This window comes from Plantibacter sp. CFBP 8775, from assembly GCF_014839505.1.
GTDB lineage: Bacteria > Actinomycetota > Actinomycetes > Actinomycetales > Microbacteriaceae > Plantibacter > Plantibacter auratus.
The window spans coordinates 516,386-528,389 of sequence record NZ_JACYNV010000002.1; the positions used below are offsets into that span (position 1 = coordinate 516,386).

General features: G+C 69.9%; 13 protein-coding genes. 6 read left to right on the forward strand and 7 right to left on the reverse strand.

Translation table 11 applies throughout. The features are described from left to right. Positions 1-3 precede the first annotated feature (3 nt). Complete coding sequence (locus tag IFR14_RS14925) at positions 4-621, forward strand: FMN-binding negative transcriptional regulator (RefSeq protein WP_191941546.1); 618 nt, start codon at positions 4-6, stop codon at positions 619-621. Here the strand turns inward: IFR14_RS14925 and IFR14_RS14930 are convergent. Continuing rightward, a complete protein-coding gene (locus IFR14_RS14930) occupies positions 539-1,549 on the reverse strand; it encodes a DMT family transporter (protein ID WP_191941547.1) in 1,011 nt (336 codons plus the stop codon). The genes IFR14_RS14925 and IFR14_RS14930 overlap by 83 nt on opposite strands. A 32-nt stretch (positions 1,550-1,581) precedes the next feature. Between IFR14_RS14930 and IFR14_RS14935 the strand changes: the two genes are divergently transcribed. Both IFR14_RS14935 and IFR14_RS14940 read left to right on the forward strand, forming a co-directional pair. Beyond that, complete coding sequence (locus IFR14_RS14935; protein WP_191941548.1) at positions 1,582-2,169, forward strand: TetR/AcrR family transcriptional regulator; 588 nt, start codon at positions 1,582-1,584, stop codon at positions 2,167-2,169. A gap of 54 nt (positions 2,170-2,223) precedes the next feature. Beyond that, positions 2,224-3,033: an SDR family oxidoreductase gene (locus tag IFR14_RS14940; protein WP_191941549.1), complete on the forward strand. Its 810-nt coding sequence runs from the start codon at positions 2,224-2,226 to the stop codon at positions 3,031-3,033. Here the strand turns inward: IFR14_RS14940 and mmuM are convergent. Then, the gene (mmuM, locus tag IFR14_RS14945; RefSeq protein ID WP_249407028.1) at positions 3,030-3,929 is read right to left on the reverse strand and encodes a homocysteine S-methyltransferase; all 900 of its coding nucleotides are present in this window, start codon (positions 3,927-3,929) and stop codon (positions 3,030-3,032) included. The genes IFR14_RS14940 and mmuM overlap by 4 nt on opposite strands. 237 nt (positions 3,930-4,166) lie before the next feature. On the opposite strand from mmuM, the gene IFR14_RS14950 reads away from it, so the two are divergent. Further along, a complete protein-coding gene (locus tag IFR14_RS14950; RefSeq protein ID WP_191941551.1) occupies positions 4,167-5,753 on the forward strand; it encodes an MFS transporter in 1,587 nt (528 codons plus the stop codon). On the opposite strand, the gene IFR14_RS14955 is transcribed toward IFR14_RS14950, so the two are convergent. The 5 genes from IFR14_RS14955 to IFR14_RS14975 all read right to left on the reverse strand — a co-directional run bounded on the left by IFR14_RS14955 (position 5,734) and on the right by IFR14_RS14975 (position 8,866). Beyond that, positions 5,734-6,219 carry a hypothetical protein gene (locus IFR14_RS14955; RefSeq protein ID WP_191941552.1) on the reverse strand — a complete coding sequence of 162 codons (486 nt, stop codon included), beginning with the start codon at positions 6,217-6,219 and terminating at the stop codon, positions 5,734-5,736. The two genes, IFR14_RS14950 and IFR14_RS14955, sit on opposite strands and share 20 nt — an antisense overlap. A gap of 15 nt (positions 6,220-6,234) precedes the next feature. After that, positions 6,235-6,414, reverse strand: coding sequence for a twin-arginine translocase TatA/TatE family subunit (locus tag IFR14_RS14960; RefSeq protein ID WP_137243487.1), 180 nt, complete (start codon positions 6,412-6,414; stop codon positions 6,235-6,237). A gap of 58 nt (positions 6,415-6,472) precedes the next feature. Further along, a complete protein-coding gene (locus tag IFR14_RS14965) occupies positions 6,473-7,456 on the reverse strand; it encodes an intradiol ring-cleavage dioxygenase (protein ID WP_137243488.1) in 984 nt (327 codons plus the stop codon). A gap of 78 nt (positions 7,457-7,534) precedes the next feature. Continuing rightward, positions 7,535-8,548 carry a squalene cyclase gene (locus tag IFR14_RS14970; RefSeq protein WP_191941553.1) on the reverse strand — a complete coding sequence of 338 codons (1,014 nt, stop codon included), beginning with the start codon at positions 8,546-8,548 and terminating at the stop codon, positions 7,535-7,537. Positions 8,549-8,590: 42 nt separating this feature from the next. Continuing rightward, positions 8,591-8,866, reverse strand: coding sequence for a hypothetical protein (locus tag IFR14_RS14975; protein ID WP_079706952.1), 276 nt, complete (start codon positions 8,864-8,866; stop codon positions 8,591-8,593). Between the two features lie 139 nt (positions 8,867-9,005). On the opposite strand from IFR14_RS14975, the gene IFR14_RS14980 reads away from it, so the two are divergent. Beyond that, positions 9,006-10,496, forward strand: coding sequence for a glycoside hydrolase family 32 protein (locus IFR14_RS14980; protein WP_191941554.1), 1,491 nt, complete (start codon positions 9,006-9,008; stop codon positions 10,494-10,496). A gap of 81 nt (positions 10,497-10,577) precedes the next feature. Continuing rightward, positions 10,578-11,939, forward strand: a complete 1,362-nt coding sequence (locus tag IFR14_RS14985) for an ABC transporter substrate-binding protein (protein ID WP_446728097.1) — start codon at positions 10,578-10,580, stop codon at positions 11,937-11,939. Positions 11,940-12,004 lie beyond the last annotated feature (65 nt).

Consider the following 12,004-nt stretch of genomic DNA (forward strand, 5'->3'; position numbering starts at 1 on the left):
ACCATGCGCCACACCCCCACGTACCTGATGACCGACGTCGACGAGGTCAAGCGCCTCATCCGCAACCACCCGTGGGCGACGTTCGTCTCGCCCGCGAGCACCGGTCTCGTCGCCTCCCACTATCCGGCGATCCTCGAGGAGGACCGGGACGAGCTGTCGATCGTCAGCCACTTCGGCCGACCGGACGAGCACTCGCACGAGCTCGGCGAGCACGAGATCCTCGTCATCATCCAGGGACCGCACGACTACGTCTCGCCGAGCTGGTACCCGGAGGGCCAGCTGATCCCGACGTGGAACCACGTCACCGCGCACCTGTACGGCACGCCGGAGGTCCTCAGCGAGGACGAGAACTACGAGATGCTCTCGCGACTCACCGACCACTTCGAGGACCACCGACAGGACGGCCGCCACCTGTCCCAGGACGAGGCCGGCACCCGGCGCGCAGCGAAGGGGACGGTCGGCCTCCGGATGCGCGTGACCCGCTTCGACGCCCGCGCGAAGCTCAGTCAGAACAAGACGCCCGAGGTGGTCGACGACATCACCGCGCACCTTGCGGAGCGGAATCCGGCACTGGCCGAGGAGATGCGCCGTCAGCAGGATCGGCGGCCGGAGGGGCACTGACCCGACGGGCATCGACGCGACCGCGGGCGTCGCTCACGAGCACGAGGGCGACGCCCGCCGCACTGAGCAGGAACCCGCCGGCCGTCAGGAGCGTGAACGGCTCCCGGAACAGGAGCGCACCCGCGACGGCGGTCGTCGGCGCGACCAGGAACAGGAGCGCGTTGAGGACCGTGACCCCGATGCGACGCAGCAGCCACCAGTAGAGCCCGTAGGCCGACAGCGTCGGCACGAGCGCGAGGAAGAGCGTCGTGAGCCAGAAGGTCGCGTCGCCCGGCGGTACCGCCTCACCGGTCGCGAGGGCGTGCACGGCGAGGAGCACCATGGTCGCCGTCGCGTGGACGGTGAGCGTGAGGAGGACCGGGGCTCGGTGCGGCGAGCGCCGTTCCAGGATCGTCGCGGTGATGAGGCTGACCATGGCCAGTGCGGGCAGGGCGTAGGCGATCGGCGGTGCGTCCGAGGCGCCGAACTGGGACTGCACGATGAGGAACACCCCGACTGCGCCGATCCCGAGCCCCAACCATTGAGCGCCCGGGACCCGCACGTGCAGCAGCGGTCCGGCGAGCGCCGCGATGACGAGCGGCTGGACGGCGTCGATGAGCGCGGTCGTCCCGGTCGAGATGCCCACGGCGACCGAGGCGTAGACGAACACGACGTAGCCGAACTGCGCGAACAGGCCGATGACGAGCTGCGACCGCACCTGTGCCCGGGTGGCGTTCCGCCACTGCCCGCTGAGCAGTAGCACGATCGCGAGCCCCGCGGCGAGCGGTACGAACCGCCAGAGGAGCACGGTGAGCACCGGCACGTCCTCGGTTCCGATCTTCGCGACGATGAACCCGGAGCTCCACGCGAGGACGAACCCGATCGCCGCGAGGGGGACGATGACCGCGCGGATCGCACGAACCACAGGTATACCGATCTGTTTACTCATCCCGGCAGTATACAGACTGGTATAGTCTTCGCATGACGGTCGACACTCCAGAGCTCGCACCCCTCACGCCGGGCGCCCGACGCGTGCTCGACGCCGCCTCCGTGCTCTTCTACGAGAACGGCATCCACGCGGTCGGCGTCGACACCATCGCGGAGGCGGCCGGCGTCACGAAGAAGACGCTCTACGACCGCTTCGGCAGCAAGGAGGCCCTCGTGCTCTCCTACCTGCAGCATCGCGACGCCCGCTGGCGCGTCTGGGTCGACGAGTTCCTCGCCCGGCACCCGGAACCCGGGATCGACCGGGTCCTCGCGATCTTCGACGCGGCGATCGGCTGGTCGGACGACAACAGCCCCAAGGGCTGCAGCGCCGTCAACGCACGTGCGGAGATCCCCGACCACGCGACGAGCGGCCTCGTCCTCCCCGAGGTCACCCGACAGAAGCAGTGGCTGCTCGACCGCTTCGCCGAGCTCATCACCGAGGCCGGCCTGTCCGATCCCGGAGCGCGGGCCCGCGAACTCATGCTGCTGTACGAGGGCGCCATCGTGACGGTCGGGATGCGCACCTTCCGCGAACCGTTCGAGACCGCGCGTGCGATCGCGCGTCGACTCCTGGCCGCCTGACCGGAGCCGGCGCCGGTCTGTCGCCGACAACCCGACATCGCGTAGGGTCTCGGGATGGACTTCACCGACGACGCCATCGCCGCCGACCACGAGAACAGCACCGACCGCATCGCCATCGTGACCGGGGTCGGGCGCCGCCGCTCGATCGGCGCGGGACTCGCCACCGGTCTCGCCGCGGACGGTTGGAACCTCGTCCTCAACGCCTGGCGACCCTACGACGACCGCGTCGGCTACGAGCGGACCCCCGACGACCCCGAGTCGATCGCCGACGAGTGCCGTGCGCTCGGCGTGACCGTCGAGCTCGTGCTCGGCGACCTCGCCGACCCGGCGTTCCCGGCCGAGCTCGTCGGGCGGGCGGCGCAGCTGGGTCCCGTGTCGGGGCTCGTCATGTCGCACTGCGAGTCGGTGGACAGCTCGATCCTCACGACGGACCTCGACAGCTGGGACCGTCACTTCGCCGTGAACGCGCGCGCGACGTGGCTGCTCATCAAGGCCTTCGCCGAACAGCTCCCCGTGCAGGAGGCACCGCCCCGGGTGGCCGGTCGCATCGTCGCCCTCACGAGCGATCACACCGTGCACAACCTCCCCTACGGGGCGAGTAAGGGCGCGCTCGACCGCATCGTGACCGCTGCGGCGGTGGAGCTGGGCGACCGCGGGGTGCGGGCGAACGTCATCAACCCGGGTCCGATCGACACGGGTTGGATGACCGACGACATCCGCCGCTGGGGAGCCGAGGCGACGCCCGCCGGCCGGCTCGGAACGCCGTCCGACACCGCCGACCTCGTCCGCTTCCTGTTCTCAGCCCCGGGCTCCTGGATCAACGGCCAGGTGCTCTCGAGCAACGGCGGGTTTAACGTCGGCTAGGGGCGTCGCTCCCGGCCGACCCGCGCACGGATGTCGGCGATGTCGTCCGGCATGATGCGGCAGCAGCCGCCGACGATCGTCGCCCCGGCCTCCAGCCAGGCCTCCACCTCGCCGACCCCGGCGGCTCCGCGCCAACAGCGGGCGTCGGCGTCCCAGCGCTCGCCCGAGTTCGGATAGACCACCACCGCCTTGTCCGTCACGGACCGCGCAGCGGCGATGGCCGGAAGGACCTCGTCCGGGTGCGAGCAGTTGACACCGACGGCCTGGAACTCGTCGATCCCCTCGACCAGTCGGAAGCCCTCCGCCATCGGCTCGCCCGAGCGGAGACGACCGCCCTCCACCGTGAACGACAACCATGCCGGCACGCCCGAACCCCGTACCAGATCGGCGAGCGCCATCGCCTCGTCGAGCGTCGGGATGGTCTCCAGGGCGAGGAGGTCGGGGGCCGCGTCGACCAGCACTGCCAGACGCCGCTCGTGCCACTGCCGCAGCTCGGTCCGGCTGAGACCGGAGGCACCCTCGTACTCCGAGCCGTCGCCGAGCGTCGCACCGTACGGACCGACCGACGCGGCGACGAGGAGCGGGGCGTCGGGGTCCGATTCCGACCGCGTGTCGCGCGCCGCACGCGCCACGTCGACGCTCGATCGCAGGAGCCGTTCGGTCTCGGGAGGCGCGATGCCGATGCGCTCGAACGCGTCGAACCCGACCTGGTACGACGAGGTGATCGCGATCTGCGCACCGGCGGCGAAGAACTCCCGATGAGCGTCCAGAATGGCCCGTGGCTCCTCGAGGAGCAGACGAGCGCTCCACAGCGCGTCGGAGAGGTCGTGCCCGCGCGCCTCGAGCAGCGTTCCGAGACCGCCGTCGAGGGTCCAGACACCGCGCCGAACATCCATGCCGTCCATTGTGCCCGCACCACCGCGGGGAGGGGCGCCACTGGACACCTGGTATTGTCTATACCCGTCCAGAGCCGAGAGGACGCGTTCTCCCCGAGAACGACCCGCCACCCGACGTGAAGCTCCCCCGAGCTCCGTGCCAGTGCAGCATGGCGATCCTCCGGCATTTCTCGGGCACTGAGCGACTACGCGAGTGCCGAATGATTCAACACGACTGTCAGGAAACGAGTACTGCTTGTGAACTCCAGCGACAACGCGGCATCATCGTCCCCCGCATCCCCCTCCCCCAAGACCGGCCGGAAGCCGGCCCGTAAGACCAGACGCCTCCGCGTCGACGACGTCCTCGTCGTCAAGACGTCCAAGGTCCGCACTGCCATCTCAGGCACCGTCGTCGGCAACTTCATGGAGTGGTTCGACTTCGGCATCTACGGCTACCTCGCGGTCACGATGACCGTCGTCTTCACCGAGGGACTCCCTCCTGAGGCCGGCATCCTCGTCACCCTGTTCGGCTTCGCCGTGTCGTTCCTCGTGCGTCCGCTCGGCGGGCTCGTGCTCGGACCACTCGGCGACAAGATCGGCCGGAAGAAGATCCTCTTCCTCACGATGTCGATGATGGCCGCGGCCACCGCGCTCATCGGCGTGCTGCCGACCGCCGCCCAGATCGGGCTGTGGGCCATCGCCCCGCTGTACCTCCTCAAGATGATCCAGGGCTTCTCGACCGGTGGTGAGTACGCCGGCGCTTCCACCTACGTCGCCGAGTTCTCACCCGACCGTCGCCGCGGGTTCTGGGCCTCCTGGCTCGACGTCGGGTCCTACGTCGGCTTCGCGGCCGGTGCCGGGACTGTCGCCCTCACCACGCTGATCGCGGAGGGCCTCGCCGGCCCCGACGCGATGACCGAGTTCGGTTGGCGCATCCCGTTCCTCATCGCCCTACCGCTCGGTGCGGTGGCGGTGTGGTTCCGCCTCAAGATCCCCGAGACCCCGGCCTACGAGGTCGCCGAGACCGCTGGCGGCATCGAGGCGGAGCACGAGGACCCCATGGCCCGCCAGGGCGTCTTCGGGATCTTCCGTCACTTCTGGCGCCAGATCCTCATCGCGATGGCGATCGTCGCCGCGACGAACACCGCCGGCTACGCGCTCACGAGCTACATGCCGACCTACCTCGAGAAGGACGTCGGCGTCTCCAACCTGACGGCGGCGGTCGCGACCATCCCGGTCCTGCTCATCATGTCCGCCTGCCTGCCGCTCGTCGGCCGGATGTCCGACAAGCTCGGCCGCAAGCCCGTCTACCTCATGGCCGTCGGTGCGACCCTCGCCCTCATGGTGCCGGCGTTCGCGGTCATGCAGATCGGTGAGATCTGGGCCATCTTCATCGCCCTCTTCATGGTGGCCGCCCCGGTCGCGCTGTGGGCGGGACCGTCCGCGGCCTCGCTGCCGGCGTTCTTCCCGACGGCGTCCCGCTTCGGCGCGATGGCGATCGCCTACAACCTGTCGGTCTCGCTCTTCGGCGGCACGACGCCGCTGTTCAGCGAGTTCCTCATCCAGCTCACCGGCAACACCTTCATGCCCGCGTTCTACATCATGTTCTTCGCGGCGGTGGCGGGCGTCGGCGTGCTCACGATGCGGGAGACGGCTCGTCGCCCGCTCATCGGCTCGGTGCCGACGGTCGAGACGCAGGCCGAGGCGGTGGAACTCGTCAAGGGGCAGGACGACAACCCGCTCATCGACACCCACACGATGCCGCTCGACATCCTGCCGCCCGCGTCGACCACCGGTGCCGCGGCGGACGGCCAGGACGGACGCGTCACGACGCCCGCCGGCTAGCGGACTCGTCGACGCGTTCGTCGAGGACGACGCGTTCGGTGATCACGATCGGGGCGGGTGCGCGGTGCGCATCCGCCCCGTCGCGTCCGACCCGTTCGAGGAGCGCGGCCTGCCAGCCGCCGCTCGCGACCGGCTTCGCCGAGGCAGACGGCACGGACGGCTCCACCTGCACCTCCGACGTCGTCGACGGCTCGAGCTGCGCGACCGACCCACGATCCTCGACGAGCGCCTCCTGGATGATCCGTCGGGGATCGAACTGTCGAGGGTCGAGGCGTTTCCACTCGGTCGGGTCGAACTCGGGGCCCAGTTCCTCGGCGGCTCGCGCCTTGGTCGTCGCGACGAGGTCGCGGACCGTGCGGACGAGCACCCCGAGTCGCTCGGCGTACACCGGCAACTGTTTCGGGCCGATGAGCACGGCCGCGAGGATGCCGATGACGATCAGCTTGTCCATGGTGAGTCCGAACACGATGCGCTCCGATGATCAGGCGGCAGGCGTGTCGGCGCGAGTGTCGGTGTCGGCCGACACCTCGTCCTTCAGGATGCGCGCTGACTGCCCGACGCTGCGGGCGAGGCTGGGGAGTTTCGCCGCGCCGAAGAACAGCAGGATGACGGCGAGGACGATGAGGGCGTGCCAGCCCGTGAGGTTCTGGAGGAATCCCATGACGGGTCCTTTCGGGTCGATACGGGATGGGTCGGGGATGCGAGGAGACGCGGCGCGGTCAGCGGCCGCTCGGGGGCGTCCCTCCGCCACCGCCGGCCCCACCACCACCGGACGGAGCGGCGCCGGCGGTCGGCGTCGTCGTGGTGTCCACGCGGACGGTGAGCGCCACCTGGTACCCGGAGGTCGCGTCGCCCGACACCGTCGCGAGTTGCAGGGCACCGCCGTCGTCACCGAAGACGTTGTCGTCGTCGAGACTCACCTGGGCCAGGTTCGCGCTCGAACCGTCGTAGTCCGACAGCGCGTAGACGGTGTCGCACGCCGCCTGCGGGAGGGCGACCTGCGAGGTCGCGATCGCGTTCGCGGAGTCGGAGATGTCGTTCACCGTGGGGTACACCTCGAAGTGGATGTGCGGCCACCGGCCCGAGTAGCAGGCCGGGAAGATCGAGGTGTACGAGACGGTCCCCGAGCTGTCGGCGACCTGGACGCCGCGGAGGTAGGTCTCGTCCTCGATCCCGTCGGAGTACATCGAGTAGCCGCCCGATGCGTCGCAGTGCCAGACGTAGACGGCGACGTCGGCGAACGGGGTGTCACCGTTCGCCATGTCGAGGATGGTGAGCGAGAGGGCCATGGGGACCCCGCTCGCGGTGGTGCCGGACCCGATGCTCGACCGGATGTCGCTGCGGACGATGCCGGACTCCTCGAGCACGTCGGCTCCGTTCGAGCCATCGCCCGGGTAGGGGCCCGCGGTCTCGTCGGGGATCTCGCCCGATGGGAGGTCGCCGGTCGCGGTCGCGGTGCTCGTGCCGGAACTCGCGGCGCCGGTGCTCGTGCTGCTGCTGCCGGACGCCCCGGTGGAGCAGGCGGCGAGCGCGACGGCCCCGACCCCGGCGCCCACGAGGCTCAGCACCGTGCGTCGGCTGACGAGGGTTCCGAGGTCGAACGCGACGCCCTGGTCGACGACCTCCTCGTCGGCCCGGTCGAGCAGGCGGCCCTCGTAGGCCGGGCCGTCCGGGGTGGTCTCGGGTGTCGGGATCCTGCTCATGGTGCGCCTCGCCTTCGTCTGCGATCGGTGGTCTCGATCGGTGGTGAGACGAGCATCGGCGTGCCGGCTATGGGCTTCCTATGAGCCGTCCATACGTCGTCGATGGGTCTGCTGGGCGGTTGCCGAGCCCGCGTCGTCCCACCAGGCGAGGACCCGGGAACCGATGAGCGTGAGCCACTTCGACGGTTCGCCCTCCGGCACGTCGGTGTCGAACCAGACGCGTCCGGGCAGGGGCCGCCCCTGGAGCCAGGTCCCGTCCGGCCGGCGAGCCGCACGGACGAGCTCGACGGCGTCGGCGAGGCGCGGATCCGGGGGCGTGCCGTCGGCGAGCGAGGCGTCCCGGAAGTGGTCGAGGGCGGCGAGGGCACTGTAGCGGTAGCGGTTCGGGAAGACCAGGTGGTCGACGAACGGGCCGACCCGCTCCCCGGTCGTCGCCCGGTTGAGGAGTCGTCGCGTCAGGAGGTACTCCTCGCCACCCTGCCGGGCCTCACGGACGCTCGAGTCACCCGTGTACGCCTCGTACGCCAGGAGACCGCGCACCGCGTTGAGGGTCGAGTGGAAGGAGGACCGCACCGAGTCGCCCTCCTCCGCCTCGCAGTTCCAGCCGCCGTCGGCGAGGCGATGCGTGGTGAACCAGGCGGCGAGCGGGGTGACGTCGACGCCGAGCCAGGCGCCGGTGGCGAGCGTGAACGAGTTGATGCAGACGTCGACCTCACCGCCCCAGTACGGCAGATCGTCGTACTCCCACCGACTGTTGACCGCCAGGCGCTCGGCCGTGTCGGTCAGGGCGGCGGCATCGACGCCCCACTCGCGGAGGTCCTTGAGGGCCCAGGTGGTCCCGACCCAGGGCTGCCCGGGCTCCTCCTGCTCGGCACTGCCGAAGAAACCGGCCGGGAAGTACGCGCCGCCCGCCCACTGCCCGTCGGGGTCCTGATGCGCGAGCAGCTCGGCACCGAACCCGGTCGTCGCGACGGTGCTCCGCGTCGCCTCCCAGACCTCGGGTGGCGCACCCGCCAGGTCTCGTTCGACCTGCCACCGGAGAGCCGGATCGGCGTCGAGCAACCAGTCGAGCAGCTTCGGATCGATCGCCATGCGGGAACGCTACTCCCCGACGGCGCGCTCCGACAGAGCGGATCAGCGCGGGGTGGCCTTGAGCCCATTGGGCGGTCCGTCGCGGTCGGAGGTGGTGCGCGGGACGTCGTACCGCACGAGGGCGTCGGCGCGTTCCAGGCTCGGTTGCACACTCATCAACACCCGCTTGAGCGGATCGATGTCCCAGGCGATGACGAAGTACGCGTCGGCACCACCCCGATCGCGGCGCCGTTCGATGACCGCCTTCGGGATCACCGGGTCATTCCGCATCACGAGCCACGTGTCGTGGTCGAGGCGGATCGGACGCGGGCGGGTCATGTGTCGAACATACGTTCGAACGTCACATGAGGCAAGTCGACGATCGAGCTGCTTAACTTTGCTTAACCGCTTGACCACCTTCTCGGCGTCCCGCTACGGTAACTGCGTAACCGATTAACCACTCACTGCAGAGGACGTCATGAACCAACGAGGGTTCCACCAGCCGAATGGCGCATGGGTCGGAGACGTCATCCCCTGGCAGGAGGACGGTGTCTTCCACCTCCTCTACCTGCACGAGTCGCGTCGCGTGCCCAAGATCGGTATGCCGTGGCATCGCGTGACCACCCGCAACCTCGTCGACTTCGACGAGCTCGGCGAGGCACTGGCGTCGGGCGGACCGTCCGCGCCGGACTTCAACGTCTACACGGGGAGCATCGTCCTGGGCCCCGACGGGGTCCACCACGTCTTCTACACAGGACAGCACCCGGAGCGCCGCGGAGCCGACGGTCTGGCGCTGCAACTCGTCATGCACGCCATCAGCACCGACGGCATGCGCACCTGGGAGCGCCGGGAGGCCGACACCTTCGGCGCCACCGCAGGATATGAGACCGCCGACTGGCGGGACCCCTTCGTCTTCTGGGACGAGGACGCGGACGTCTGGCGGATGCTCATCACCGCCCGGCACGCACACGGCCCGGAACGGCGTCGCGGCGTCATCGCCCAGTGCACCTCCACGGACCTCTCGACCTGGGAACCCGTCGAGCCGTTCTGGGACCCGCGCCGCTACATCGCTCACGAGTGCCCCGAGGTCTTCCAGTGGGGCGACTGGTGGTACCTCGTGTACTCCGAGTTCAGCGAGTCGTTCACGACGCGCTACCGGATGTCGCGCACCCTGCACGGCCCCTGGCTCGTCCCCGAGCACGACACGCTCGACGGACGCGCCTACTATGCGGCGAAGTCCGCCGCCCGCGACGGACGCCGGTTCTTCTTCGGCTGGATCGCCTCGCGTGAGGGAGCCCACGACGCGGGCGCCTGGCAGTGGGCCGGCACCATGTCGGTCCTCGAAGCGGAGCAGCGCGCCGACGGCACCCTCGCTTTCCATCCGCCGGTCGAACTCCGCGAGACGTTCGGACCCGCCGAGGAGCGGACGGACGCCGTCATCACCTCGGGCACGGTCCTGAGCGCCCCCGACGGGTACGCCGACGCCCTGTCGGCCGTGGACGCGCCGAGTTCCTTCCGGCTGGTCGCCCGGTTCGACATCGCCCCCGGCACGACCGAGTGCGGTGTCCTCCTCCGGGCGAGCGACGACGGCGACGAGGGCTACGTCCTGCGCCTGGAGCCGAAGCGCGACCGCCTCGTGTTCGACCGCTGGCCCCGCTCCAGCACCGGCACGGAGCAGTGGCAGATCTCGGGCGACGTCCCGTTCGTCGTCGAACTCGAACGCCCCTGCCACCTCACCCCCGGCTTGCACGAGCTCGAAGTGATCGTCGACGGCGACCTCTGCGTCGCGACCGTCGACGACGCGGTCGTCCTCAGCACGCGCCTGTACGACCGACCGACCGGTCGCGTCGGCGTCTTCGTCGGCGAGGGGACCGTCACCGTCGAGGCGTGCACGCTCCTGGAACGCGACGGCGGCGACTCCGACGACGACCCCACCTCACACCGACTCCTCACCAGCACCACGTCCTGATCCCGGCACCACGCTCCGCCCTGCTGCACCACCACCCGCACACCCGCACCCACCTGTGATCGATCAACGGAGATTCCGACCATGCCAACCACCGCACGCCCCCGCACCATGCGCCCCACCCGCGGCACCGCCTTCGTGGCGCTCGTCGCCGCTGCAGCACTCGCCCTCTCCGGCTGTGCCGGCGGATCGAGCGCCACGGACCCGACCGACGTCGACCCGAAGGGCGACATCGTCCCCCGCGAGATCTCGTGGCTGCTCTCCCGCCCGGCCGACGGCGGGGTGATCACCGCGATGGAGCAGATCGCCGACGAGTACGCGAAGGACCACCCCGGCTTCTCGCTGAACCTCATCACGACGCCCGACCGCCCGTCCTACATCCAGAAGTACGAGACCCTCGCGGCCGCGAACAAGCTCCCCGAGCTCTTCGACACCGACGCGACCCCCTTCGCGCAGAAGCTCGCGAAGCAGGGCCGGATGGTCGACGTCGACCTGCTCCTCGAAGACCTCGGTCTCGCCGACTCCTACCGCGAGGCGGCGCTCAACTACCAGCGGTTCGACGACGGCTCGCTGTACATGGTGCCGTTCGAGTTCCAGCTGGAGTTCTTCTGGTACAACCGCTCCCTGCTCGAGGACGCCGGTGTCACCGTCCCGGCCACGCTCGACGACTTCCCCGCCATGTGCAAGGCACTCCGCGCCAAGGGCGTCACCCCGATCGCGCTCGACGGTCAGGACCAGTGGCCGCTCGAACGCTACATGGCCTACTACCCGTTCCGGATGGCGGGTCCCGAGTACATCCAGGACCTGAAGGCCGGGAAGGCCTCCTTCTCCGACCCGGCCGGAAAGGCCGCAGCCGAGTGGCTGTACGACCTCGGGCAGGCCGGCTGCTTCCAGGAGGGCTTCTCCTCGACCGGTTACGCGGACGCGCAGGCGCTCTTCACCTCGGGGAAGGCCGCGGTCTACAACATCGGCACCTGGGAGCTCTCGAACCTCGCGACGGATGCGCTCGACCCCGGCGTCCGTGATGCGGTCGGCACCTTCACGCTGCCGACCATCGACGGTGCCGTCACCGCCGACAACGAGTACGTCACCCCCTCCGGCATCGGCATGGCCGTGAACGCGAAGACGTACGACCCGCTCGTGCGCGACTTCCTCGCGTTCGCCCTCGAGCGCTACCCGGAGCTCTACGCGGCGACGGGCGCCCTGTCGCCGACGACCTCCGCGCAGACCACCGTCCCCGCGAACGCGACCGAGCTGTACGCGAGCTCCGTGGCGCAGGCCGACGGCGTCGGACCGGCGATCGCCATGCCCTGGGACACCCAGCTCGACCCGGCCACGAACACCCGACTCCAGCAGGAGCTGACCCTGCTGGTGCAGGGCGACATCACGCCGGACGAGTTCATCAAGACGATGGATGCGGCCCTCACGGAGAACGTCGATGACTGAGCTCACCCAGAGCGCGGTGGGCGCGGCACCGGCCCGCCCACCGCGGCGGCGGAAGCCGATGTCCA